Origin of the sequence: Desulfurella multipotens (assembly GCF_900101285.1) — a bacterium.
Classification (GTDB): domain Bacteria; phylum Campylobacterota_A; class Desulfurellia; order Desulfurellales; family Desulfurellaceae; genus Desulfurella; species Desulfurella acetivorans.
This window is the reverse complement of the sequence record NZ_FMYU01000005.1, coordinates 111,801-136,635: the sequence shown is the minus strand read 5'-3', so window position 1 is coordinate 136,635 and position 24,835 is coordinate 111,801. Positions and strand designations below refer to the sequence as shown.

Annotated in this window: 26 protein-coding genes; 14 read left to right on the top strand and 12 right to left on the bottom strand. The window is 30.3% G+C overall.

The genetic code is table 11. The features are described 5' to 3' along the window. The 3 genes from BLQ93_RS04395 to BLQ93_RS04385 are packed head-to-tail and all read right to left on the bottom strand — an operon-like array spanning position 1 to position 3,031. Positions 1-840, bottom strand: coding sequence for a sigma-70 family RNA polymerase sigma factor (locus BLQ93_RS04395; protein WP_092128446.1), 840 nt, complete (start codon positions 838-840; stop codon positions 1-3). Next, positions 822-2,231 (bottom strand): cysteine--tRNA ligase, encoded by a 1,410-nt coding sequence (gene cysS / locus BLQ93_RS04390; protein WP_092128444.1) that lies wholly within the window; start codon positions 2,229-2,231, stop codon positions 822-824. The genes BLQ93_RS04395 and cysS overlap by 19 nt, the downstream gene beginning before the upstream one ends. Continuing rightward, positions 2,231-3,031 (bottom strand): tetratricopeptide repeat protein, encoded by an 801-nt coding sequence (locus tag BLQ93_RS04385; RefSeq protein WP_092128442.1) that lies wholly within the window; start codon positions 3,029-3,031, stop codon positions 2,231-2,233. The genes cysS and BLQ93_RS04385 overlap by 1 nt, the downstream gene beginning before the upstream one ends. A 174-nt stretch (positions 3,032-3,205) precedes the next feature. Between BLQ93_RS04385 and BLQ93_RS04380 the strand changes: the two genes are divergently transcribed. From BLQ93_RS04380 to BLQ93_RS04340, 10 genes are all read left to right on the top strand, one after another. Beyond that, the gene (locus BLQ93_RS04380) at positions 3,206-3,658 is read left to right on the top strand and encodes a ribosome maturation factor RimP (protein WP_092128440.1); all 453 of its coding nucleotides are present in this window, start codon (positions 3,206-3,208) and stop codon (positions 3,656-3,658) included. Positions 3,659-3,669: 11 nt separating this feature from the next. After that, positions 3,670-4,932 carry a transcription termination factor NusA gene (gene nusA / locus BLQ93_RS04375; RefSeq protein WP_159427490.1) on the top strand — a complete coding sequence of 421 codons (1,263 nt, stop codon included), beginning with the start codon at positions 3,670-3,672 and terminating at the stop codon, positions 4,930-4,932. A 12-nt stretch (positions 4,933-4,944) separates the two neighbouring features. Then, positions 4,945-7,059 carry a translation initiation factor IF-2 gene (gene infB / locus BLQ93_RS04370; protein ID WP_025391961.1) on the top strand — a complete coding sequence of 705 codons (2,115 nt, stop codon included), beginning with the start codon at positions 4,945-4,947 and terminating at the stop codon, positions 7,057-7,059. Positions 7,060-7,073: 14 nt separating this feature from the next. Then, positions 7,074-7,355 (top strand): DUF503 domain-containing protein, encoded by a 282-nt coding sequence (locus BLQ93_RS04365; protein WP_025391960.1) that lies wholly within the window; start codon positions 7,074-7,076, stop codon positions 7,353-7,355. Further along, a complete protein-coding gene (gene rbfA, locus BLQ93_RS04360) occupies positions 7,352-7,705 on the top strand; it encodes a 30S ribosome-binding factor RbfA (RefSeq protein ID WP_025391959.1) in 354 nt (117 codons plus the stop codon). Before BLQ93_RS04365 ends, rbfA begins: the two co-directional genes overlap by 4 nt. Then, positions 7,698-8,657, top strand: a complete 960-nt coding sequence (locus BLQ93_RS04355) for a DHH family phosphoesterase (RefSeq protein WP_092128436.1) — start codon at positions 7,698-7,700, stop codon at positions 8,655-8,657. Before rbfA ends, BLQ93_RS04355 begins: the two co-directional genes overlap by 8 nt. Beyond that, positions 8,654-9,367: a tRNA pseudouridine(55) synthase TruB gene (truB, locus tag BLQ93_RS04350; RefSeq protein ID WP_025391957.1), complete on the top strand. Its 714-nt coding sequence runs from the start codon at positions 8,654-8,656 to the stop codon at positions 9,365-9,367. Before BLQ93_RS04355 ends, truB begins: the two co-directional genes overlap by 4 nt. Continuing rightward, positions 9,351-9,743, top strand: a complete 393-nt coding sequence (locus BLQ93_RS04345; RefSeq protein WP_025391956.1) for a PadR family transcriptional regulator — start codon at positions 9,351-9,353, stop codon at positions 9,741-9,743. The genes truB and BLQ93_RS04345 overlap by 17 nt, the downstream gene beginning before the upstream one ends. A 6-nt stretch (positions 9,744-9,749) precedes the next feature. After that, positions 9,750-9,878, top strand: a complete 129-nt coding sequence (locus tag BLQ93_RS09735) for a hypothetical protein (RefSeq protein WP_281182321.1) — start codon at positions 9,750-9,752, stop codon at positions 9,876-9,878. Positions 9,879-10,143: 265 nt separating this feature from the next. Beyond that, the gene (locus BLQ93_RS04340; RefSeq protein ID WP_143338685.1) at positions 10,144-10,932 is read left to right on the top strand and encodes an HD domain-containing phosphohydrolase; all 789 of its coding nucleotides are present in this window, start codon (positions 10,144-10,146) and stop codon (positions 10,930-10,932) included. Here BLQ93_RS04340 and BLQ93_RS04335 read toward each other — a convergent pair. From BLQ93_RS04335 to BLQ93_RS04305, 7 genes are read right to left on the bottom strand one after another with little or no spacing between them, the layout of a single operon-like run. After that, complete coding sequence (locus BLQ93_RS04335) at positions 10,925-12,547, bottom strand: ABC1 kinase family protein (RefSeq protein ID WP_092128432.1); 1,623 nt, start codon at positions 12,545-12,547, stop codon at positions 10,925-10,927. The genes BLQ93_RS04340 and BLQ93_RS04335 overlap by 8 nt on opposite strands. Beyond that, complete coding sequence (locus tag BLQ93_RS04330) at positions 12,538-13,095, bottom strand: UbiX family flavin prenyltransferase (protein WP_025391953.1); 558 nt, start codon at positions 13,093-13,095, stop codon at positions 12,538-12,540. Before BLQ93_RS04330 ends, BLQ93_RS04335 begins: the two co-directional genes overlap by 10 nt. Continuing rightward, positions 13,092-14,009, bottom strand: coding sequence for a flagellar basal body P-ring formation chaperone FlgA (gene flgA / locus BLQ93_RS04325; RefSeq protein ID WP_159427489.1), 918 nt, complete (start codon positions 14,007-14,009; stop codon positions 13,092-13,094). Before flgA ends, BLQ93_RS04330 begins: the two co-directional genes overlap by 4 nt. Continuing rightward, positions 13,948-14,736 carry a flagellar basal-body rod protein FlgG gene (gene flgG / locus BLQ93_RS04320; protein ID WP_092128429.1) on the bottom strand — a complete coding sequence of 263 codons (789 nt, stop codon included), beginning with the start codon at positions 14,734-14,736 and terminating at the stop codon, positions 13,948-13,950. Before flgG ends, flgA begins: the two co-directional genes overlap by 62 nt. An 18-nt stretch (positions 14,737-14,754) precedes the next feature. Then, a complete protein-coding gene (locus BLQ93_RS04315) occupies positions 14,755-15,543 on the bottom strand; it encodes a flagellar hook-basal body protein (protein WP_159427488.1) in 789 nt (262 codons plus the stop codon). A 40-nt stretch (positions 15,544-15,583) separates the two neighbouring features. Then, entirely contained in the window at positions 15,584-16,693 is a 1,110-nt protein-coding gene (locus BLQ93_RS04310; protein WP_092128425.1) for a glycoside hydrolase family 18 protein, read from the bottom strand. A 2-nt stretch (positions 16,694-16,695) separates the two neighbouring features. After that, a complete protein-coding gene (locus tag BLQ93_RS04305) occupies positions 16,696-17,238 on the bottom strand; it encodes a SurA N-terminal domain-containing protein (RefSeq protein ID WP_092128424.1) in 543 nt (180 codons plus the stop codon). Positions 17,239-17,372: 134 nt separating this feature from the next. On the opposite strand from BLQ93_RS04305, the gene BLQ93_RS04300 reads away from it, so the two are divergent. Further along, the gene (locus BLQ93_RS04300; RefSeq protein ID WP_092128422.1) at positions 17,373-17,678 is read left to right on the top strand and encodes a hypothetical protein; all 306 of its coding nucleotides are present in this window, start codon (positions 17,373-17,375) and stop codon (positions 17,676-17,678) included. Positions 17,679-17,681: 3 nt separating this feature from the next. On the opposite strand, the gene BLQ93_RS04295 is transcribed toward BLQ93_RS04300, so the two are convergent. Together BLQ93_RS04295 and BLQ93_RS04290 are read right to left on the bottom strand one after the other, a co-directional pair. After that, positions 17,682-18,854, bottom strand: coding sequence for a molybdopterin molybdotransferase MoeA (locus BLQ93_RS04295; protein WP_092128420.1), 1,173 nt, complete (start codon positions 18,852-18,854; stop codon positions 17,682-17,684). After that, on the bottom strand, positions 18,854-19,873 hold the full coding sequence (locus tag BLQ93_RS04290; RefSeq protein ID WP_092128418.1) for a molybdopterin-binding protein: 1,020 nt from the start codon (positions 19,871-19,873) through the stop codon (positions 18,854-18,856). Before BLQ93_RS04290 ends, BLQ93_RS04295 begins: the two co-directional genes overlap by 1 nt. A 105-nt stretch (positions 19,874-19,978) precedes the next feature. Between BLQ93_RS04290 and BLQ93_RS04285 the strand changes: the two genes are divergently transcribed. Genes BLQ93_RS04285 through greA form a run of 3 tightly spaced genes read left to right on the top strand, consistent with a single transcriptional unit; the run spans position 19,979 to position 24,834 of the window. Beyond that, positions 19,979-21,121 (top strand): amidohydrolase family protein, encoded by a 1,143-nt coding sequence (locus tag BLQ93_RS04285; RefSeq protein WP_092128416.1) that lies wholly within the window; start codon positions 19,979-19,981, stop codon positions 21,119-21,121. A 49-nt stretch (positions 21,122-21,170) separates the two neighbouring features. Continuing rightward, a complete protein-coding gene (gene carB, locus BLQ93_RS04280; protein ID WP_092128414.1) occupies positions 21,171-24,374 on the top strand; it encodes a carbamoyl-phosphate synthase large subunit in 3,204 nt (1,067 codons plus the stop codon). Then, positions 24,364-24,834 carry a transcription elongation factor GreA gene (greA, locus tag BLQ93_RS04275; protein WP_092128412.1) on the top strand — a complete coding sequence of 157 codons (471 nt, stop codon included), beginning with the start codon at positions 24,364-24,366 and terminating at the stop codon, positions 24,832-24,834. Before carB ends, greA begins: the two co-directional genes overlap by 11 nt. The last annotated feature ends 1 nt before the right edge of the window (position 24,835 follow it).

The following is a 24,835-nucleotide window of genomic DNA, read 5'->3' as shown; positions in this document are numbered from 1 at the left end:
TCATCTATCAAACATTTTTTTAAGTTTATTTAGAGCTTCTTTTTCTATTTGCCTAACTCTTTCTTTTGATATATGGTATTTTTCTCCAATCTCGTCTAAAGTATATCGTCTATCTAAATCAAGCCCAAATCTCATTTTAATAATATCTTGTTGCCTATTTGGTAATTGTTTTAAAAGTTTTCTAAGAACATTAATACTTGATTCATAAATGAATTCATCTTCTACAGATACGCTTTCATCTTCTAAAACATCCAGTAGATTGTTGTCACCATCTTCTCCTATGGCTTTATCTAAAGAATTAAATTTGAGTCTGCCAGTTTCAATATCTCTAATTTCTTTTTCACTAAAACCGCTTACTTTAGAAGCTTCTTCATTGTCCATTTCTTCGCCAAATTCTCTAAAATAAGCATCTTTTATATAGTTTAACTTATTTGATTTGGCCCGTGCTTTAATGGGTATTTTAATTGGTGAAGTTTGCTCGCTTAATGTTTTTAATATTGCTTGTTTTATCCACCATACAGCATATGAAATAAACTTAATATTTTTGTCTGGATCAAATTTTGAAGCAGCTTTAATTAACCCAATATTGCCTTCATTAATTAAATCAGAAAGCGGAACACCAAAATTTTTATAACGTTGAGCAATAGATACGACAAATCTTAAATTATGCTTAACAAGTTTTTTTAGCGCCTCTTTATCACCCTTTTGAATTTTTTTAGCTAATTCAATTTCTTCGTCTTTTGTTAGAAGAGGGATTTTTGATATTTCATCAAGGTATTGATTTATAGAATCTTTTACTTCTGATTCTTTTTCTTTAATTTTTATTTTATTTTTTTCCATATAGTTTTATCTTTATAATCTTCTAAAATAATACCTGCATTAAGCAATTCATTACGTATACTATCTGCTAATGCATAATTTTTTTCCCTTTTTGCTTTGTTTCTTTGCTTAATTTTTTCTTCTATCCATTGGTTATTTTCTAAATTATACCATTCTTTATAAGATTTATCAAATACTCCCAAAACCTGTGCAATTTTAGACATAGAATTTAAAAAGGTTTTTTTTAATTGTAAAGATGGCGTTAGATTGTTTTTTTGGCAAGTGTCTAGATAAAGATTGAAATCTTTTATGCAGTTAAATACTTCGGCAATAGCTTGAGGTGTATTAAAATCATTATCCATAGCATTTTCAAAGTTAAAAATTAATGTTTCAATCGAATCAATCCTAAAAGCTTCATCGCCAAATTTAGTATTATCAAGCCTCATTAAAAATGTATAATAGCGATTTAGAGCTTCTTTTGCAGCCAAAAGCCCATTATATGAAAAGTCAATTGGATTTCTGTAATGCGTAAGAAGCATGTAATATCTAAGTGTTTCTCCATTAAATTTTTTTAATACATCCCTTATTGTAAAAAAGTTACCCAATGATTTAGACATTTTTTCGTTGTTAATCTTAATAAAACCGTTATGTATCCAGTATCTTACAAATTGTTTGTCACTTAAGGCTTCACTTTGAGCTATTTCGTTTTCATGGTGAGGAAAAATTAAATCTTCACCACCACCGTGAATATCTATAGTTTCACCTAAATAGTACATACTCATTACAGAACATTCAATATGCCAGCCTGGTCTGCCTTTACCCCATGGCGAATCCCAGCTTGGTTCGTTAGGTTTAGATTTTTTCCATAAAACAAAATCCAGTGGATCTTTCTTGTTTTCGTTTATATCAATCCTTGCCCCAGCTTTTAGCTCTTCAATTTTCTTATGTGACAACTTACCATAGGCTTCAAATTTGCTAACACTGTAGTAAACATCGCCATCAACTTCATAAGCGTAACCTTTTTCAATTAGCTTTGATATAAAATCGATTATATCTTTTATATGCATGGTTGCTTTTGGCTCAAATGTTGGTTTTTTTATGCCAATAGCTTCCATATCTGTGTAAAATTCTTTTATGTATTTTTCACTAATTTCATCAAAGGGCTTGTTTTCTTCATTAGCTTTATTGATAATTTTATCATCTATATCTGTAAAATTCTTAACAAACTTTACATCATAGCCTTTATATAATAAATATCTATATATCACATCAAAACATATAGCGCTTCTGGCATGTCCAACATGACAGTAATCATAAACGGTAACACCACATACATACATTGTAACAATGTTATCATTTAAAGGTACAAATTCTTCTAACTTTTTTGTTTGTGTATTAAATATTTTTAGCATTATTTTTTAACACCTCTAAACTCAAAATATGGATTTATTGGATATTCTTTTTTTAATTGCATTAAATAATCATAAGCTTTTTGCGTGTTACCCATTGCTTTGTAGGTTTTGTATAACATAAACAAGCATGCATCAGTTTTACCACCTTCTAATGTAGGTTTTTTGGGAAAATTATTTAGACAATCAGAAAAATAATTCAATGCTTTATCATAATCGTTTAAATTATAATAACTATTTCCTATCCAAAATACAGCATTTTGTTCCAATGTTGTATGTGGATAATCTTTTAAAAATAATAAAAATTTTTCCAAAGCTTTTGAAAAATCTCTTTTCATGTATATAGATAGGGCATCATTATATACTTCCAAAGCCTCAGAAGAAGGTGAAGCGGTTTTTTTACTAGCTTTTTCTTGTTCTTTTTTTTGTTTGATTTCGTTGTTTTCAACTTTTTTTTGAATTTCTTGAGTGTTTTTTGAAAATACAACTTTAGCTGGAGGAATTTTACTTATTATATTATTTGTGCTATTGTCAAAACTTGCTTCTACAACAGTTTTTTCTGAAATTTTGACTTTTTTAGTTGAATTTGTAGAATTTTCTAATAAATCTATTTTTTTTGTTAGTGCATTTAATTTTTCTTCTATTGCATGCACTTTTGGTTTTATAATATCCAAATCCCTGCTATTTTGATCTGTCGCATTTTCAATTTTACTCAATTTATAATTTATATTTTGTATCTGTTGATTAGAAACACAAGAAGACACCAAAAGGATTACGCAAAGCAAAACCAAATTTTTTAACATAAGGTCTCCCACCACTTTTTCGTTATTGTAAATAATTTTCTTAATAAGTCAAGCTACTACTAAACCGTTTTTATACCTTGACTTATCTCATAAATTTATGTATATTAACAATGTTGCTTGTAATTTTTTTGTGTAATTTCTCCCTACATTATATGAGGGCGTAAAGGTTGTAAAATGAATGTTTTTGAAGAGACTCTTACAAAAATTTTGAAAAATTCCATAGAAGCTATGGGTTATGAATTGTATGACCTAACATACTCAAAAGGTTCTAAAAAAGGAAAGCTTACTGTATACATAGATAAAGCTGGTGGCGTAAGCTTAAATGACTGTGAAGTGGTAAGTAAACACATATCTGTTGTCCTTGATGTTGAAAATATTATACAAGAAAGTTATATTCTTGAAGTTTCAAGTCCTGGCATAAACAGGAACCTTAAAACTAAAAAACACTATGAAGACTCAATTGGTAAAGAGTGCTTAATTAATCTATTTAATCCAATAGATAATCAAAAGAACATTTCAGGAAAAATTGTTAGTGTAACGGATGATGGCGTTGAAATTCAAAGTGGCCAATCAAAAATTTTCATTGATTATAAAGATATTAAAAAAGCTAAGTTAAACTTAATTTAGTGGGGGAAGCAGTGAGAGAAATATTTGAGATTGCAAATGTAATAGCAAAGGAACACAATATAAATTCTTCAGCTGTAATTGAATCACTTGCTGAAGCTATAAAGATTTCAATTGCTAAAAAATATGGAGAGGATTGTGTAGTAAAAACTTCTCTAGATACTCAAAATCAGATTTTTAACATTTATATAGAAAAAAGGGTTGTTGAAACGCCAAAAAAGCATAATGAAATTTCACTTGAAGAAGCTAGAAAAATCGATCCAAATGTAAATATTGGTGATTATGTAGATGTGGAGTTTGATCCAGAAGAATTAGGCAGAATTGCAGTTTCTACTGCCAAAAATGTTATGTCTAAAATGTTTAAAGATTTAGAAAAACGCGTAACATACGAAGATTACAAAAAAAAAATAGGTAAAATTGTAACAGGTGAAATATGGAGCGTAGGTGTTTATAATGATTGTATAGTTGATTTTAAAAATGCTATAGGAATACTACCAAAAAAAGAACAATCTCCAGGCGATAAATACGTGGTTGGTGAAACTATAAAAGCTTACGTAATGGATGTACTTGAAGAACCAAAAGGTGTTAAACTTATTCTTTCAAGAACGCATCCTGGTTTTGTAAAAGAGCTTTTCATGAAAGAAGTTCCAGAAGTAAGAGACGGTAGTGTAGAAATAAAAGCTATAGCTAGAGAACCGTCAAAACGTACAAAAGTAGCGGTTTACTCAAAAGATTCAAAAATTGATCCGATCGGTACATGTGTTGGTGCAAAAGGAACTCGTATTTCTGCAATTGTAAAAGAATTGGGCGACGAAAAGGTTGATGTAATAAGATGGAGTGCAAATTTAAGCATTTACATTAAAAATGCCCTAGCACCTAGCAAAGTATCCTATATAGAACTTTATGAAGATGAAAAAAGGGCAAAAGTATATGTTCCCGATGAAGAATTTTCAGCTGCTATTGGCAAAATGGGAGTTAATGTGAAACTTGTAGCAAAACTTACTGGTGTTAATATCGACATAATAAAAGAATCCGAAATGGATAAAAATATTCAAGAAGAAAAACCTAAAGAAACCGAAAAAACAAAAGAAGAAATAATCGATGAATTAATGTCAGTTGAATCGATAACAGAAAATTTAGCAAATAAGCTCTATGATAGCGGAATTAGATCTTTAGAGCAATTAAAAACTTTAAGTCTCGATGATTTAAAAAATATAAAAGGTATTGGTGAAAAAAGAGCTCAAAAGATCTTCGATGTATTAAATCAAACCACTTAAAGGGGGTAATTAGTGAGAGTATATGAAGCAGCGAAAAAGCTTAATATAAAAAGTAGCGTACTTATACAAAGACTACACAATTTGGGAATTGATGTTAAAAGCAATTTTAGTACAATACCGGATGATATATTAGATAAGTTAGAAAATAAAGAAAAACCACAAAAAACTCCAGAAAAAGAAGAATCACAAAAACAAAAAAAGCAAAAAATGGAAGAAAAACCTAAAATTGACGAAAAGCTTAAAGAAAAACCAAAAGAAAAGCGACCTGAGTTTATAAGTGCTAAAAAAAAGGAGCTTATTGAAGCATCGCTGCCACAAAAATTAAAGGGCAAAAAAAAGCACTATAAAAAACCATCCAAAGAAGAACAAGAAGAGCAAATCAAGACAATTCAAATAGGAAAAAACACTACAGTGTTTGAGTTTGCATCGATGCTTGATGTAGATTTTTCAGAAATAATTCAAAAATTATTTGCACTTGGCATAATGGTTAGAAAAAACGACATTATAGATCTAGATGCCGCAAAAATAATTGCTCAAGACTATGGCGTAGAGGTTGAAGAAAAAACTTTAGAAAAAACCATTTTAGAAGAAACGGAAAGTCTCGATGATGAAAAAGATTTACAGCCACGACCTCCAATTGTTACAGTAATGGGGCATGTTGATCACGGAAAAACTTCAATACTTGATGCAATTAGACACACACATGTAGTTGCGAAAGAATCAGGTGGAATTACACAGCATATTGGCGCATATTCTGTTAACTATAAAGGTAAGCAAATTACTTTTTTAGACACACCAGGACATGAAGCATTTACAGAAATGAGAGCCCGAGGTGCACTTTTAACTGATATTGTTGTTCTTGTTGTAGCAGCTGATGACGGTGTAATGCCACAAACAATAGAAGCAATAAACCATGCAAAGGCAGCAAATGTTCCTATTGTTGTAGCAATAAATAAAATAGATAAACCAAATGCTAACCCAGATAAAGTAAAGCAAGAACTGTCTCATCACAATATAATACCAGAAGAGTGGGGGGGGGAAAATTTATTTGTAAATGTAAGCGCAAAAAAAAATATTGGTATTGATGATTTGCTTGAGAGTATTTTGCTACAAGCAGAGATTATGGAATTAAAAGCAAATCCAAACAAGCGCGCAAAAGGTATTGTTTTAGAAGCAAAACTTGACAAGCAAAGGGGACCTGTTTGCGATGTTGTTATTCAAGAAGGTACACTAAATGTAGGAGATAGCATAGTAGCTGGTATTGCTTACGGTAAAGCTAAAGTACTTATTGACGATAAAGGAAAAAGAGTTAAAAAAGCCACAGTTTCAATGCCTGTGGAAATTCTTGGTCTCCACGATGTGCCGGAAGCAGGGGATGTGTTATTTGTGGTTAAAGATGAAAAAACAGCAAAATCGATAGCTGAAGAAAGAAAAGAAAAATACAAGGCAAGTTTACAAAAAAAATCTGCTGTTAGCTTAGAAAATATATTTGAAAGCTTATCTTCAGGTCAAATAAAAGAACTTCCAATTTTGATAAAAGCTGATGTGTTTGGTTCTATTGAAGCAATTTCAAATTCTGTCCAGAAAGTATCAACAGATGAAGTTGCTGTTAAAATAATACATTCTGGCGTAGGCGAGATTACAAAATCTGATGTAAATTTAGCAAGTGTTTCCAATGCAATTATAATAGGATTCAATGTAAGGCCTTCAAATGATGCCCTAAAACTTGCAAATGATTTAAAAGTCGAAATTAGAACATACAAAATTATATACGATATTATAGAAGATATAAAAAAAGCCTTATCCGGTTTACTCTCACCAACCATTGAAGAGGAGATCTTAGGTAGAATAGATGTCAGGGAAGTTTTCAGCGTGCCAAAAATTGGTAATGTAGCAGGATGTTATGTAACTTACGGTAAAGTTACAAGAAATTCAAAAATACGTGTTATTAGAAATGGCGTAATAATTTTTGAGGGATCTATTGCATCTTTAAAGAGATTTAAAGATGATGTCCAGGAAGTTGTTGCTGGATATGAGTGTGGTATTAGAATCGACAAGTTTAACGATATAAATGTTGGTGATCAGCTCGAATCATATATATTAAAAGAGATTAAAAAAACACTTTAGAGGTGTGTGGTATTTTGTTTATTGGCATACTTATTGTTGAATTATTATTAAAAGATGCTTTTAATATAAAAGATAGAAGAAACATAATTTCAAGCATTATTAACAAACTAAGGGCAAATTATAATGTGTCTGTTGCAGATGTATCAGAAAAGATACTTTATAATAAAGCTACATTGGCAATTGCTACGGTTTCTAATAAAAAAAGTGCAACCGAAAAGTTTATGGACAACATTTATAATTTCATTTTAAATAATTATTTAATAGAAATTTTACATATAGAAAGGCAGATATTATGAATACAAAACCTTATAAAAGAACACAAAGAGTATCAAGTACGCTGAAAAAAATAATTGCAAATGTTATTGAATTTGATCTTAATGACGAACGCTTAAAAAGCGTTACAATAACAGATGTAGAATTAAGCAAAGACTTTAAATACGCAAAGATTTACTTTAGTTGTGAATTAAGTGAAATTTCAAAAAAAGAAATTACTAACCTAATAAATAAATCCAGCGGCTTCATAAGCAGAAAAACTTGTGAAAAAATACAGTTGCGTAACAAGCCAACATTTAGGTTTGTTTACGATAAATCCATTGAAAATGGTTTTAAAATTGATGAAATATTGAGGCAGATTAAAAATGAGTGAACATATATTAGAAAAAATTGGATATTATTTAAAAAATTACAATGATTTTCTCATTGTAGGGCATAAAGATCCGGATGGTGATGCAATAGGCTCAAGTTTAGCTCTTTATAAAGCGCTAACTGAATATGGTAAAAATACTATCGTAGCAAATACATCCAAAATATCTGATTTATACTTTTTTCTTGATGATGTAAAGAATATTTTACAACTACAAAACAATGAAAAAGCTCAAGTTATTATTACAGTAGATAGTGCTGATTTTGAAAGGACTAAACTTGACAAAAATTATGTTAAAGACAAGATTTTAATAAATATAGATCATCACCCAACAAATACACAATATGGCAATATTAATTATGTCGTACCACAGGCAGCTGCAGTAGGTTGCTTAATCTACGAAATTTTAAAGTTTAATAATATACCAATAAGTCTTAAAACAGCAGAATACTTATACTTAAGTATATTAACAGACACGGGATCTTTTAGGTATTCATCAACTAGCGCAAATGCTTTTAGAATCGCTTCAGATCTTATAGACTTAGGCGTTAAGCCGTGGAAAATCGCATATAATATATATGAATCTAAAAAATTATCTACATTAAAATTAATGGGGCAGGCTATAAATACAATAACACCTTATTACAACAATAAACTTATAATAATGCATATTACACAAAAAATGTATAATGAGACAAACACTACTTCAGATGATACAGAAGGTTTTGTTAATATTGCAAGAAGTGTAAAAGGTTGTGAAGTAGGAGTTCTATTAAGGGAAGATAGACCAAATTTTATAAAAGTAAGTTTACGTTCGAAAGATGAAGTAGATGTATCAAATATTGCAGCATCTTTTGGTGGCGGTGGACATAAAAATGCCGCTGGATTTGAACTGGAAGGTAGTATAGAAGGTATTAAAGAAAAACTTATTAAAGCTTTTTCTTTTTTATCATGAATGGTATTCTGCTTATTGATAAACCAAGCGGTATTACTTCATTTGATGTCGTTAAAAAAATAAAAAAAATTTTTAATGTTAAAGTTGGTCATAGCGGGACTTTAGATAAATTTGCATGTGGATTAATGGTTATTGGAATAGGAAAAGCCACAAAATTATTATCTTTTTTTGAAAAAAGCTATAAAGTATACAAAGCAAAAATAACATTTGGTTTTGAGACAGATACACTAGATATTACAGGAAACATTGTGTATCAAAATAATAAAATACCCAATTTAGATGATATATTAAAAACCATCACACAAAATTTCATCGGTAAAATTGAACAAATTGTGCCTATATATTCTAATGTTAAAGTATATGGCAAAAGGCTCTATAAATATGCACTTTCAAACCAACACGTTGTTTTACCCAAAAAAACAGTTTACATATCATCTATTGATATATTAAATTACAATAATGGTGTCTTAGAGATAAAGATAACCTGTTCCAAAGGAACCTACATTAGAGCACTTGCAAGAGATATTGCAAGATCAATTAACTCTTATGCAACTGTTACCTATTTAGAGAGATTATATATTTTCCCATTTAGTATTAAAGATGCTGTGGAATTATGTTGTGTCAGTCAAAATCACATTATTCCTATTGAAAAAGTAAAGTATATTACTAAAATAGATATGTTGGAGGTGTCTAATGGAATCGCAAATTAAAATAAAAGGTTGGTGTAAAGAATATCCCGGAGAACGTCCACCAAGATTTTTAAGAGCTTTTTTACTTTTTTTCATTGGCATAGAAGAATCCCATGGCTATGATTTAATCGAAAAATTAAAGAATATGGGTATACATTATGAAAATTACGAGCTAGGTTATGTTTACAAAACTCTTCGTACAATGGAAAAAGAGGGACTTATTAAATCCAAATGGAATTTGCAAGAAAAGGGCAATGCAAGGCGAATTTATGCCATTACAAAAGCCGGCAGGGATAACTTAGCAAAATGGGCTGAGATACTAACAAATCTCAGAGATAGTATAGATAGTTTTCTTGGTGAATACGAAAGAATATACAAAAAAGAGCAAAATAATTAATACTAAATGTACTTAGTTTCAGTAAAATCACTTAAACCTAATGACATTTTAGGAAAAGCTATTGTAAACGAAAAAGGCCAGGTTCTTTTAAATAAAGGTGTAAAGTTAGACGAACATTACATTCATTATACTTGATAAATATGGTTATCAATTTGTATATGTCGAAGACGATGATACAAAAGATATTATTATAGAAGATGAAATAAGTGATGAGCTAAAAAATAAAGCAATAAAAACTATCAAAAAAGTTTTTGATGTAGTAACTCCTACGAAAGATGATAATGTAGATGATTATAAAGAGATTGTAAAAAAAATAGAAAAAGGTGAAATTAAAAAAAAGTTAGCTGATTCTCCTTTTATTAAGTCGATAGAATCTATAGCTTTTGATATTGTTAATTCGTTGGCTGATATAAAAGTTTTAAATGGATTATCAAGCCTTAAAAGGCAGGATAGTTTTACTTACCAGCATTGCCTTGATGTTACAATTCTTTCTGTTGCGCTTGCAAATAAGCTATTATATACAAAAAAGAAACTTATTGAATTAGCAAAAGGTTGTTTGCTACACGATATAGGTAGGATTCTAATAAATAAAAGTCTATATACTCAGCCAAGAAAACTTTCTAGCCAAGAATATGAATTAATAAAAAAACATCCTCAAATAGGCTATTTAGTATTAAAAGACATTACGCAAGTTGGAATCATTGCTTCTCATATAGCATACCAACATCATGAACAACAAGACGGTCTGGGTTATCCAAGAGGACTAAAAGGAAACAATTTATTGCCAACTCCAGATAAATCAACAGAAGAAGGATACATTATGCCTTTAGCCGAAATTGTTAGCATCGCAAATATCTATGATGCTTTGGTGTCGCCTAGAGCATATAGATCTGCTTATACTCCAGATCAGGCTTTTTTTATTATGAAAAGATTAGCTGGAACGCAACTCAATATTGAAGCATTTAGAGTGTTTTCTGATATTATTCCAATTTATCCTATTGGTACAACCGTGTACATTTTAAACGGGAAATATAAAAATTTTATAGGTGTTGTTTCAAAAGTAAATCAAGAAAATTTAACACGTCCTACAATAAGATTGTTATATAATTCTTCAAAAAGGAGAATAACTCCACTTGAAATAGACTTGGTAAAAAATCAGCTTATAAATGTAGCCGGTATAATTATTTGAGTTCTTTTTCTGCTTTATAGATACCTATTCCTAAAATTATTATAATAATTACTGATATTACTAATTTGATTGGGAGCCCAAAAACAGTTTTACCTAAATGATCTTTTATTAAAATCGATGTACCAAGTATAATGGAACTAATTATCAAACTAATACCTATCTGCCTAGCTACAAGACGGATTGTATTTATAAGTTTATCAAGTTCGTTAATTTGAATTTCAATTTTTACTTGACCGCTTTCCAAAACATCTTCAGCTTTTTTGAATAAAAAAGGAATTTTATTCGCTATTATCGCATAAGTAGCATTAGGTTGTAGAATTTTTTTTAGAATTCTAAAAGGTGAGTAAAGTTTTTTTGCAAAACTTTCAAAATAAGGTTTTGCTATTTCTGTAAAGTTAAAATCTGGATAAAATTGTCTTCCAACTCCGTCTGCTATAATGATGGCCCTTAAAAGTCTAAGTGAGTTTTTGCTTATTATAATATTATATTTTTTTAATATTCTAAATAAATCTCTCAAAACCTTTGATATATCAATTCTTTTTAATGGTAGAGAATGATATATGTCTATTAGTTCTACAATATCTGATTTAAGGTAAGCATTGTTTAGGATATTTGCGTTTAATGTAAAATTTGAAACAGATATCAAAATTTTATCAGCATCTTTTTGTATAAATCCCAGTATCATTTCTACCAAATTTAATTTATCATCTTCTGTAACCCTACCGACCATTCCATAATCTAAGTAACAGATTTTTCCATCATGCATTATTATGATATTTCCCGGGTGTGGATCTGCATGGAATAGACCAATATCAAAAATCTGTGTCCAAAAAACCTTAGCGCCTTCTATAGCAAGTTTTTGAGTATCAAATCCTGCTTGTCTGATGCTTTCTATGTTTGTTGCCTTATAGCCATCTATAAATTCCATAGTAAGTACATTGCGTGAGGTGTATTCCCAAAATACCTTTGGTACATAAACATTCTTAAATTGGGCCAAATTTTCTTTAAATGTTTGCATGTATTGAGCTTCGATCTCATAATCAAGCTCTTTTTTGATTGTTTCTTCAAACTCCAATATAAAAGGCTTAATTTCAAAATTAAAGTATAATTTTAATTTTGAATTTAAATAATCACCAATCTGTTTTAGAAGTTCTATATCAGATTGTATAATTTTTTCTATATTTGGTCTTTTTACTTTAATGGCAACAGTTTGCCCATCAACAAGAATTGCTTTGTGTACCTGGCCAAGTGAAGCGCTTGCTTCAACATTTTCGTTAAAATATGAAAAAATTTCATTCAAAGGTTTTTTAAATTCTGTTTCTATAATTGCCTTAACTTTGCTAAATTCAAAAGGTGTAACATCATCTTGAAGTTTCTTTAATTCTTCTATAAATTCATATGGCAAAATATTTTCTTGAGTGGATAAAAGCTGACCAAATTTTACAAAAGTAGGCCCTAATTCTTCGAGTAATTTTCTAAACTGCTCTGGAGTTGTAGAGGTTTTAGTTTTTCGAAACTTTATATTTTTTGTAACAAAACCAAAGCCATATTTAGCAAGTATAAATGATATTTCACGAAATCGTTTTATGTTTCCAAAGGTTCTTCTTATTTCCATCGTTTATATATATCGTTTTCAATACCTGTAACATCTAATACTTTACCAACAACAAAATTGACTAAGTCATCTATTGTTTTGGGGTCACCATAAAAAGCTGGAGTAGGCACAGCAATATTTACACCAATTTTTGCCAACTTCAGCATATTTTCAAGATGTATTGAAGAAAAAGGCATTTCCCTCGGACAAATTGTAAGAGTTCGCCTTTCTTTTATTGCTATATCACATACTCTAGTTATCAAATTATAAGAAAATCCGCAAGCAATGCTTGCTAGAGTTTTAACAGAACATGGTATAACTATAGTTTTATCAACCAAAAAAGAACCACTGGCAATAGGAGAATAAAAATTATCGTTATCAAAGTACTCTATGTTTAAAAATTTAAAAAAATCTATTAAATCAATATTTGCCTCTTTTTTTGCAATATTGATTGCCTCTTTTGATGCTACAGCATAAATTTTGTATTTATTGGTATAGCTTAAATATTCGAGCAATTTTCTCGCGTATATAATACCACTTGCGCCGCTTATACCTACAACAATTTTCATTGAATTATTTCAACTTTTTTTAAACCAATTACCTTAGCATTGCCAATTCTTTTTGAATGAAACTCTATTTTTATTATATCACCTTTATAACCCATTTGCAAAGCTTTTGCGCTTGTTTGTATATCAATACCATCTTTATCATATACAGCACTTACAATATCGCCATAATTAACTAACATTTGTCTTTGGGTATTATAAAAAGTAAAGTAACTACCTTGCTTTATGTTCCCTAGCGCTTTTGCACCAATAATTGAGTCTTTACTCGTAATTACATAAGAGGGCACATAATCTACCTTTTTGTATTCTATATCGTCTTTAGATATTACCTGATAGCTTCTTATATCCTGACTGGCTATGGGTACCAAAGAATTAATTTTTTTTAAATATTGTATAAAAAAATTTCTATAAACTTGATTATTAAGTATAACTGTTAATTGGATCCAACTATATTCGCCATAATTTTTTATACCGCTAATACTTAAAGTATAATGATTGTAAGGCAAAGCTATTGGTAATTTTGTTTGTATAATTAAATCTTTTTCGCCCATTAATCTATATATGGTATCAGCTGTGATTAAAAATGCCTTTCTCTTTACTATAGAATATTCTCCACATACACTATAATGCATATTGTTGCTATTTAATACACTTTTTAAATAATTGGCATCAATTTTTGTAGTTTCATTTGGCATAGGAGCTAAAGAAACTGGCATTTTTTCTATATTTTTGGGATATTTTGAAGCTATATTAGATATAAAAATCCTATCTGAGTTAACTTCAACATTTTTTATTAAATCGATATCACAAGCCTGTGCAACAACATATATTAAAATAAATATTACTAATAGTAAGCTACTGCTTGAGATTATTGGCAGTTTGCAACATTTGATCAGATGTTTGTATAACTTTTGCATTTGTCTCATATGCTCTTTGCGCTGCAATCATATCAACCATTTCTTGAACAACACTAACGTTTGACATTTCAAGATAACCTTGGTTAATAGTGCCAAGACCATTTATACCAGGTGTACCAAGCGTAGGCGTACCTGATGATACTGTTTGTTGAAATAGATTTTGACCAATAGCTTTAAGACCTGCTGGATTTGCAAAAAAAGCTAACTGAATTTGACCAAGCTGCGTGGGCGTTGTTTGACCAGCTTCCAACACAGATATAGTGCCATCATTTCCCACACTTATTGAAGTTGTATCCTGTGGAATAGTAATCTCAGGCGATAAGGGGTAACCATCTGGAGTAACAATTCTTCCATTATTGTCCAATTTAAAATTTCCAGCTCGAGTATATGCTATTGTACCATCTGGCATTGTTATTTGAAAAAAACCACTACCTTGTATAGCTAGATCAAGTGGATTTCCAGTTTCTTGAAGACTTCCTTGCATGAAATTTTTTGACACATCTGCAAGTTGCGAACCTAAACCAATTTGAATACCTGTTGGTTCTACAGTGTTGGATGTAGTGTTTACACCTGCTTCTTTTTGCGTTTGGTATATTAAATCTTCAAAGTCTGCTCTGGAACGTTTAAATCCTACTGTATTTACGTTTGCCAAGTTATTTGCTATTACGTCTATATTTGTTTGCTGGCCTTGCATGCCTGTGGCTGCTGTCCACAAAGCCCTAATCATTTTTTACTTCCTCCTTTTTTATGTTAGACTGCCTATTTGAATAGTATTTGGTACCAATTGATTTGCAAATGTTGATATAACTTTCTGATAACTATCATATGAGCGCTGGTTTTGTATAAGTTCAACCATTTCTTTTACAATATTAACGTTTGATTGTTCTAAATAACCCTCTTTTAAAGTAAAGCTCGCTGTTAACTGTGGTTGCATATTATTAACTGGAACAAAACAATTATCTCCAACCTTTCTTAAATTTGCATAATTGTTGAAATCTCTTATTGCAATTGTATCTACTTGGGCACCATTTTCTAACACAGCCCCAGTTTGAGAAAAAGTTGTTTGAGAACTGACTTTGATAAATTTTCCATTTTTAAAATAATTATCACCAAGAACTGGATAATTTGTACCTCTTTGAACCAATATTCCTTGATTGTTTATACCAAATTGACCATCCCTTGTGTATTGTATGCCGTTTGGTGTTAAAACAGCAAAAAAACCTTTGCCTTCAATAGCAAAATCCAGTTTATTTCCTGTTTGCTCCAATGAACCTTGAGAAAAATTTATATAATCTTTATCCATATGAACAACAGAATTCACCGTTTCATTTATAAAATTGGCAGCAAGTTTAGTGTCCGGTGGTATTGGAAGATTAGCATTTGCATAACCATTAACTTCTGACCAGCTTTTTTGATTTATACCTTCACTTTTAAAACCAATTGTATTTGCATTTGCAATGTTGTTTGCAATATTATTTACCCTTTGTGCTGCTATAATCATTGCGCTTGCAGATGTATAAATACCACTTAACACGTTATACCTCCTACCCATTATGATATAGCAAAATCTGTTCTTAATTTAATAATTCATTATTTTTTACTGTTTGAGCTATATCTGGCAGTAAAGTATGGTGATTATTTACTATATCTTGAGTTATCTCCCAAATAGCAACGCCACCCAGATTCATATCAAAAGCATAACGAATCTTGGCATTAATAGACGAAGGATCATCAAAACTATAATAAATCCTATTTTTCTTATTTATAAGATATGGTGTTTTTGTCATAAAATCCCAAAAATACTGATAATCATCGCTTTTTAAGAGCGATAGAATATTTCTATAAGTAGCAGCAAAAGACTGGTTAAATTCCTGACAAGGCTCATCAGAATTAAAAGCTCTTCCATAAAATGGTATGCCAAGTAATATGGATTTAGATTTAACACCCCTTGCAAGCCAATATTCAATACTTTTTTGTATGCTGTGTGAATTACAAAAGCCTGGTGTAAGCGGTGCATTGTATCCACTAATGCTACTCCATGCGCCTGAATAATCATAAGTCATAACTACAAAATAATTAACAAAATTTTTCAAAAAATCTATGTCAAAATACCTACCACTATAATTAGAAAAAGGTAAGTCTATATTTATTATATAGTTTTCTCCAAGATTTTGTCTCAAAAATTCTACAAATTTGTTTAAATTATACGCATCATCTGTATTTTTTGGAAATTCCCAATCAATATCAATTCCATTATAATTATTTTTAACAACAAAATTTATTAGTTGGTAAGCAAACTTATAAAATAAATCCTTATTGTTTAAAACAACAGAAAATGATTGTGAGGTGTTGCCACCACCAACTGATAATAAAACTTTAATATTTTTATTTTGAGCTATATTTATAATTTCACTATTATCAAAATTTTTAGGCACAATAAGATTGCCTTTTTCATCGGGCCAAACAAATGCATGATATAACAAATTAATATTATCGTTAATTGCAATTTGTGGTGGAAATTTTTTCTGCTCCCAAAATGGGTAAAAACCAGCAATCAAAAATGTAGAAACTTTAGTTGTTTTTCGCTCAATTACTGGCTGCTGCTCTACAATTTTAGAAATATTTGGTGTATAGCTGCAGCCAGCTAACATAACTAACGCTATAATAAGCGTTAAAAATTTCATTGTTATTTGTTAATTTTTATATTGTCCTGTTTTTTTAATTCTTCAATATATTGATCCAGTGCTTGTTTCTTTTTCATATTTGTTAAATATTGAGCAATCTCAGGTTTTACCTTACTTAAAGGTAGCAGTTGTCCTTTAGAGTCTTTTAATCTTGATTTATTTTGGTTATAAAAGTCAGTTATTTCTTTGTCAGTGGGTGTAAAATTTTGATTTCCAAATTTCTTCTGTAAAAGCGCATTGATCAAAATATTGTCTGTTTGAGCTTTAATTTCTTGGGCAACTACAGGGTCTTTTTCTAAATTAAGTTTCTTTGCTTCATCCAATAATACTCTTTCACTAATAAGTGAATTAAGCACATTTTCTTTTACTTGTTCTTTGTTTTTATCATTAACAACACCAGCAGGAAGAGATTTCATAATATTATCCACAGCCGATTGTGTAATTTCGTACCCGTTTACAGTGGCTAAAACTTTATCCTGAGTCTGGGCAAAAGCAGTAGTCGTCAAAAAAACCATTACCATAAATAAACTTGCCAAAAACTTCATACACACTCCTTAAAAAATCAATTTTTTCTATGCCTATTGTAGACTATAGCAAATAGTTTTGTCAACATTAAAAATATTCATTTTGTTATTGACAAAGTTTCAATATTGTATAATCTTGAAATCAGGAGGAAATTATGGAAATTAAAATTGTAAAAATTGTTACGGGTGAGACAGTAATTGGCACAAAAGTTTCAGACTATTTAGAAGATGTTGCATTAATTCAGGTAATTCCATCTTCTGGTGGTATTCAACTTGCTATATTGCCTTATGGTTTTCCATTTGAAGAAAAAATCGGCGGTAAAATTCCATTGGATAAGATTGTATATGAATTCAAAGACGTCCCAGACGATATAAAAAATAAGTATTTAGAAGCAAAAAGTGATATAAAAATAAGCTCTACAATGCCGGGATCTAATTTAGATTTTAACCTGATAAAATAATTTTTAGTCAATCATTATAATTGGCAAAAGTGATCCTTTTGCAACATCCCCGATATTTGAATCTAGCCATACTAGGCAATTAGCTTTTGCCATCGAAAAAAAATTACTTGTCTCCTGATTTTCAAGTGGCTCTACAATTAGACCATCATCGCTATACGTATAAATTGCCCTATTGAAGTAGTCTTTTCCAATCCTTGAATGCATAGGTTTTGTTGTTTTAGCAAGATATAGTTTGTTTTGATAGTTTATGTAGCCTGATATTTTTTTTAGAGCTGGTTTTAAAAAAACCTGAGTATTTACCACTAGCGATGAAGGCCATCCTGGCATACCAAATATTAATTTATCTTTTAATTGGCCAAATATCAAAGGTTTGCCAGGTTTTACAGTAGTTTCATCAAATTTTATATCTACTCCTAAATCTTGAAAAACTTTTTTTGTAAAATCTTTTGTGCCTTTTGATGAACCGCCTGTGCTAACAAGCACATCACAGCGTGAAATTGCATACTCATAAATTTTAATCAAATCATCTAGGTTATCTTTCACATGGCCAAAATAAATGCATTCAGCATTTAGTCTTTTTATAAAACCTTCAAGATAAAAATAATTCGTATTGTAAACAGACCCATTGTTTATGTTAAAACCTGGAAAAACAACTTCATCGCCTGTTGTGATTATTCCAACAATAGGTTTTTGGTAAACTTCAACCAAAACTTCTCCAAGATAAGCAATCAAGGCTCTTTTTTGTTCATTTATAAGCTCGCCTTTTTTAAGTACAATTTCACCTTTTTTTATCTCAGAACCAGCAAAAACAAAATTTCTGTATTGTTCAATGTTTTTTTTGATTTTTATAAATTCTCTATCTTTTTCAATAAGCTCAACTTCTACCACACAATCGAAGATTTCTGGTATTTCATTGCCTGTGTTTAATCTTAAGGCACAATTTTCATTTAAATTGGCATTGTCCGAAATTTCTTTTAATGGTTTGTCTTTGTTTTTATAGACTATAGCATAGCCATCCATAGCTGTTTTATTTGATGAAGGATAATCTGATTTTGCAATTATATCGGTATAAATTACCCTGCCTAATGATTCATTTAAATAAACCATCTGAGATGGTTTGGGCTTGATGCATTCAAGTATAATTTCGAGCGCTTCTAAAACATTTCTTTTTATCATTATTTACCGAACGGACAAATAGGGTATGTGCAATAATCACAAAAGTGGCACAAACCCCCTTCACTGTAGAATTTTAATTCTTTTTTGTCAATTCTGTCTTTTGCAAGAAGCCTTGGTAAAAAAATATCAAGTGCACTTGCCTTATAGTATAGGCTACCGGCTGGTACAACACATACAATAGTATTATTAAAATACCCGATACTTAAATTATTTGCTGGTTGTATAGGATTTGATTTAAATATAAATTTTACTTTTGCTCTACTAAGCGCTTTCTTTGTTACATCGTCTGGATCAACGCTGCTTCCACCACAAACAAATAGCAAATCAGCATCACTTAAATCGTGTGTGGCTTTTACAATAGAGTTTATGTCATCTGGAACAATTTTATAATCACAAATTGAGTAGTTAAATTTTTTGAGTTTTGATTCTATATGGCTTTTAAATTTATCTTTTCTTAGACCGTAGTAGATTTCATTTCCCGTAATTATTACATTTATTTTTTTTACAGTATATGGTATTACATTAAAAAGGGGTTTACTTAAAATTTTTTTTGCTTTATCCAGTAAGTTTTTTTTCGCATAAAGAGGTATAATGCGAAACGCTGCAATTGTTTTATTTGGTGTACATGCAAAGTTATTATGTATGCAAGGAAGAGATAAATCGCTAAGAGAATTTATTTTAAATAGTTTATCCTTGTCAATTTTTAGTAAACCATTAATTGAAGAATAAAAATTAATTTTACCTTCGCTTGGAGCTTTATCGTAAAAAACATTTTTTCCTGCAATAAAAGGGGCTATCTCAATGGCAAAGTCATCTTCGTGAACATCATCTTTTTCTGGAATTAACTGGTAAATGTATTTTTTACCAATAGATTTTAGAATCTCAATATCGTTTTTTCCAACAATATGACCTTTTTTAAATCGCGCACCCTTAAAACCTTCATCTTTGTTTATATATGTGATATCATGAGCTAAGGCTAAACCAACGCTTTTTTCAATAGGTACTTTTATTTTTTTCACGAACTTAATTTTAAATAAAGTAAGTTTTTTGTCAAGCGTTTTTTTTAAAATAATATAACGCTAACTTGACATTCTAAGAAAAATTGAGTAGCATAAATAACTTTGATGGAAATAGTTTATGCTAAATGGTTGTTTGATGGTAAAAAGCTTAGAAAGCAAACAGCATGTGTACTTGAAAATAATATTGTAATAGATTTATTACCACTTAAAGTTGCAAAAAAACTCTACCCGCTTTCGAATTTTATAGATTATGGAGAAGGTGTATTGTTTAGTGGTTTTGTTAACGCACATACACATCTTGAACTTTCAAATATAAAAATTGAGCCATATCTGGGATTTGTAAACTGGCTTAAAACAATGATAGAAAGCAAAAAACAAGATAATGAAAACCAATTACAAAATTCTATCAAAATAGCAGTTGACACTCAAATTGAAAATGGAGTTTGCGCGCTTGCAGATATCAGCAATACTTTAAAAACTGCGGATTATCTTACTAAAATACCAAAATCTATTATTTTTTTTGAAAATTATTCACTAAAAAAAGATATAGCAAATGAAAAAATTACCTATATCGAAAATAATATTGACAATATAAAACAAAAAAAATACGTAAAAATTTATGTTAGTGCGCATTCTATTTATTCTACACACAAAAACTTATTAAAATATACATTGCTCAAAAACAATCCAAAGATTGGAAACGACTTGTTCAGTTTGCATTTTTTAGAAAGTGAATATGAAAATCTATTTGCCAATTCCTGTGGAGATTTATATGAAATGCTTCAACAAAAGGGTTTAATAGAAGACAAATTACATTATCCAAGTGCACTTGAATACATAAAAAGCTTAGGAGACATAAAAAAAGGTTTATTTGTTCATTGTGTATATATCAAACCTCATGAAATTGACTTTTTAAAATCTAAAGGCTCAAGTATTGTAATATCGCCACGCAGTAATTATTATATTAGCAAAACTCTTCCAAATTTAGAGTTACTAAAAAAGTCTGGTATAAATGTTGCAATTGGTACAGATTCTCTTGCTAGTAACTGGGATTTAAGCATTATCAATGAGTTGAAATTTTTATATAAATATTATAGCACAATTGATCCTGCTTATTTTTTTGAACTAGCCACACTGGGGGGTTACAATGCACTAAATTTAAAAATTGGCTTTAAAAAGGGATTTTATGCTTACCCTTTCTTTATAAGAGCATCTACAAACAATGCGCTTGAAGAAATTTTGCAATAAATATAAAAATTTGTATTATGTTTAAGACTATAAAAAATGAGGTTAATGTATGCCAAAAGACGAATCTATCAAAAAAGTCCTTATTATAGGCTCAGGCCCAATAGTAATTGGCCAGGCATGTGAATTTGATTATTCTGGTACGCAAAGCTGTAGAGCCTTGTTAAAAGAAGGCATTGAAGTAGTTTTAGTTAACTCAAACCCAGCTACAATAATGACAGATCCTCAGTTTGCAAACAAAACTTACATTGAGCCAATAAGCGTAGAATTTATAGAAAAAATCATAGCAAAGGAAAAGCCTACGCATTTGTTGCCTACACTTGGTGGTCAAACAGCATTAAATGCAGCTGTGGGCTTATATGAAGCAGGTATTCTTGAAAAACACAATGTAAAACTTATCGGTGCAAATGTAGAATCAATAAAAAAGGCTGAAGACAGGGAATTATTTAAAAAAGCAATGAACAAAATAGGTCTTAAAACGCCAAAATCAGCTGTAGTAAGAAGCCTTGAAGAAGCAAATCTTGCTGTAAGCGAAATAGGGTTTCCAGTAATTATAAGACCATCATTTACATTGGGTGGCACAGGGGCAGGTATTGCCTATAACAAAGATGAATTTGAAGCAGTTGTAAAATGGGGATTGGATCAAAGCCCAATAAAAGAAATATTGGTAGAACAATCCGTTATAGGTTGGAAAGAATTTGAGCTCGAAGTTATGCGAGACAAAGCGGATAACGTTGTTATAGTTTGCTCAATTGAAAACTTTGATCCGATGGGCGTGCATACAGGAGATTCAATCACAGTTGCACCTGCACAAACACTTACAGACAAAGAGTATCAACTTTTAAGAGATGCAAGTATTGCAATAATAAGAGAAATAGGTGTAGAAACAGGTGGGTCCAATATACAGTTTTGTGTTAATCCTCAAAATGGCGAATTTTACGTAATAGAAATGAACCCAAGAGTATCACGCTCAAGCGCTTTAGCAAGTAAAGCTACAGGCTTTCCTATAGCAAAAATTGCAACACTTTTAAGCATTGGCTACACTTTGGATGAAATACCAAATGATATAACTAAAAAAACACCTGCAAGCTTTGAGCCAACATTGGATTATGTGGTAACCAAAATACCACGCTTTACATTTGAAAAATTTAACACAAAAGATGAAATTGGAATGCAGATGAAAAGTGTAGGCGAAGTTATGGCAATTGGTCGCACATTTAAAGAATCTTTGCAAAAAGCCATAAGATCTCTTGAGTTAGATTACTATGGTTTTGAAGATCCCCAAGAAAATGACATTGTAAAAATTATAGACAAAATTGTTCATCCAAATAGTAAACGCTTATTTTACATCGCAAAAGCAATGCGAATGGGTATGTCTATAGATGAAATATACAAGTATTCATTTATTGACAAATGGTTTCTGGCAAATATAAAACAAATACTTGATATGGAAAATGAGATAAAATTAAATGGTGTAAATATTGAAAACATTAAAAAAATTAAACAGTATGGTTTTTCAGACAAATATATTGCAAATCTTATCAATAAAAAAGAAGAAGATATAAGGACTTTAAGAAAAAGTTTGAATATTAAAAATGTATATAAGATGGTTGACACATGCGCTGCTGAGTTTGAATCATATACTTCTTACCTTTATTCAACCTACGAAGAGGAAAATGAATCCAAGAGATCAAACAAAAAAAAGGTTGTAATTTTGGGCAGTGGTCCAAATAGAATAGGTCAGGGCATAGAATTTGACTATACATGCGTCCATGCTAGCATTACATTAAAAGAAGAAGGTTACGAATCTATCATGATAAATTGTAACCCCGAGACTGTTTCAACAGATTATGATATTTCTGATAAACTTTATTTTGAACCTTTAACTTTTGAAGATGTTATGAATGTTATAGAAAATGAAAATCCAGAAGGTGTAATTTTGCAATTTGGGGGTCAAACACCACTTAAGCTTGCAAGCGAACTTCAAAAAAACAATGTTAAAATATTAGGTACAGACTCATCAAGCATAGATATAGCCGAAGATAGAGAATTATTTAAGCAGCTAATTAATAAATTAGGTTTAAAGCAACCCAAAAGTGCAACAGCAACAACAATACAGCAAGCAATTGAGATAGCAAATACAATTGGATACCCGGTGCTAGTAAGGCCTTCATATGTTCTAGGTGGAAGAGCAATGATGATAGTATACGACCAATCACATATGGAAAAATATTCACAGGAAGCCATTAAAGTATCAGGAGATCACCCTATATTGATAGATAAATTTTTAGAAGATGCAATTGAAATAGATGTTGATGCATTATCAGATGGGACTGATACGGTTATTTGTGGTATAATGGAGCATATTGAAGCAGCTGGTGTGCACTCAGGAGATTCTGCTTGTTCTTTACCTCCTAGAACTCTAAATAGTCAAATAATAGATGAGCTAAAGCGCCAAACGAAAATCATATCTAAAGAGTTAAAGATTATTGGTTTTATAAACATACAATTTGCAATAAAAGACAATACTATTTATATTCTCGAAGTTAATCCTAGAGCTTCAAGGACAATACCTTTTGTTAGCAAAGCAACAGGTGTTGCCTGGCCAAAAATTGCAACAAAAGTACTTCTTGGCAAAACACTAAAAGAACTTAATGTTAAAGAAGTTGTCCCTAAATATTATGCTGTAAAAGAAGTAGTGTTACCGTTTGCTAAGTTTCCAGATGTAGATGTGGTTTTGGGACCAGAAATGAAGTCTACAGGCGAGGTTATGGGTATTGATAAAAATTTCTCTTTAGCTTATTATAAGGCTTTTTATGCGAGTGGATCAGTTTTGCCTACAAAAGGCAATGTATTTTTGTCACTTGCTGATAAAGATAAAGCTTATGTAAATGAGATTGCACAAAAATTAGTTTCTTTAGGTTTTAAGATATTTGCAACGCAAAGAACTTACAACATGATAAAAAATCTTGAAAACGTATATTATGTAAAAAAAGTTAGCGAGGGAAGGCCTAATATACTTGATTTAATAATTAATGATGAAATAGATTTTGTCATAAATACACCATCAGGTAAGGTTTCTTTTAGCGATTCATTCCATATCAGGCGATTATCGTTATTAAAAAACATACCATACTGTACTACGGTTTGGGGAGCTTTAACAAGCATAGAAGCCATAACAGCAAAGATTCAATCTCAAACTATAGATGTAAAAGCAATACAAGATTATTATAAGGAGATAGAATATGAGCAATAAAGTTTTTTTTACACCAGAAGGCTATAACAAGCTTATTGATGAATTAGAAAAGTTACAAAAAATTGAAAGACCTAAAATTATAAAAGAAATAGAAGAAGCACGTGCTAAAGGTGATTTAAGTGAAAATGCCGAGTATCATGCAGCAAAAGAAAAACAAGTTTTCATAGAAAAACGCATAACAGAAATTTCTAACAAAATAAACAAAGCTTGTATAATTGATCCAAATAGTGTTCCAAAAGATAAAATAAGCTTTGGTTGTAAAGTAAAGTTATTAAATACCGACACAGATGAAGAAGTTGAATATATGATAGTAGGCGAAGATGAAGCAAACCCAAACGAAGGAAAAATTTCAGTAAACAGTCCAATAGCTTTAGCACTTTTAGGCAAAGAAGTTGGAGATATCGTAACTGTAAAAGTTCCAGCTGGCGTAAAAAATTTTGAAATAGAGGATATATCATAAT

Excerpts from the sequence above, each read along its gene's own strand:
- BLQ93_RS04395 (WP_092128446.1), bottom strand. The coding sequence starts at position 840 with ATGGAAAAAAATAAAATAAAAATTAAAGAAAAAGAATCAGAAGTAAAA.
- cysS (WP_092128444.1), bottom strand. The coding sequence starts at position 2,231 with ATGCTAAAAATATTTAATACACAAACAAAAAAGTTAGAAGAATTTGTA.
- BLQ93_RS04385 (WP_092128442.1), bottom strand. The coding sequence starts at position 3,031 with ATGTTAAAAAATTTGGTTTTGCTTTGCGTAATCCTTTTGGTGTCTTCT.
- BLQ93_RS04380 (WP_092128440.1), top strand. The coding sequence starts at position 3,206 with ATGAATGTTTTTGAAGAGACTCTTACAAAAATTTTGAAAAATTCCATA.
- rbfA (WP_025391959.1), top strand. The coding sequence starts at position 7,352 with ATGAATACAAAACCTTATAAAAGAACACAAAGAGTATCAAGTACGCTG.
- BLQ93_RS04355 (WP_092128436.1), top strand. The coding sequence starts at position 7,698 with ATGAGTGAACATATATTAGAAAAAATTGGATATTATTTAAAAAATTAC.
- truB (WP_025391957.1), top strand. The coding sequence starts at position 8,654 with ATGAATGGTATTCTGCTTATTGATAAACCAAGCGGTATTACTTCATTT.
- BLQ93_RS04345 (WP_025391956.1), top strand. The coding sequence starts at position 9,351 with ATGGAATCGCAAATTAAAATAAAAGGTTGGTGTAAAGAATATCCCGGA.
- BLQ93_RS09735 (WP_281182321.1), top strand. The coding sequence starts at position 9,750 with ATGTACTTAGTTTCAGTAAAATCACTTAAACCTAATGACATTTTAGGA.
- BLQ93_RS04335 (WP_092128432.1), bottom strand. The coding sequence starts at position 12,547 with ATGGAAATAAGAAGAACCTTTGGAAACATAAAACGATTTCGTGAAATA.
- BLQ93_RS04330 (WP_025391953.1), bottom strand. The coding sequence starts at position 13,095 with ATGAAAATTGTTGTAGGTATAAGCGGCGCAAGTGGTATTATATACGCG.
- flgA (WP_159427489.1), bottom strand. The coding sequence starts at position 14,009 with ATGCAAAAGTTATACAAACATCTGATCAAATGTTGCAAACTGCCAATA.
- flgG (WP_092128429.1), bottom strand. The coding sequence starts at position 14,736 with ATGATTAGGGCTTTGTGGACAGCAGCCACAGGCATGCAAGGCCAGCAA.
- BLQ93_RS04310 (WP_092128425.1), bottom strand. The coding sequence starts at position 16,693 with ATGAAATTTTTAACGCTTATTATAGCGTTAGTTATGTTAGCTGGCTGC.
- BLQ93_RS04305 (WP_092128424.1), bottom strand. The coding sequence starts at position 17,238 with ATGAAGTTTTTGGCAAGTTTATTTATGGTAATGGTTTTTTTGACGACT.
- BLQ93_RS04300 (WP_092128422.1), top strand. The coding sequence starts at position 17,373 with ATGGAAATTAAAATTGTAAAAATTGTTACGGGTGAGACAGTAATTGGC.
- BLQ93_RS04295 (WP_092128420.1), bottom strand. The coding sequence starts at position 18,854 with ATGATAAAAAGAAATGTTTTAGAAGCGCTCGAAATTATACTTGAATGC.
- BLQ93_RS04285 (WP_092128416.1), top strand. The coding sequence starts at position 19,979 with ATGGAAATAGTTTATGCTAAATGGTTGTTTGATGGTAAAAAGCTTAGA.
- carB (WP_092128414.1), top strand. The coding sequence starts at position 21,171 with ATGCCAAAAGACGAATCTATCAAAAAAGTCCTTATTATAGGCTCAGGC.
- greA (WP_092128412.1), top strand. The coding sequence starts at position 24,364 with ATGAGCAATAAAGTTTTTTTTACACCAGAAGGCTATAACAAGCTTATT.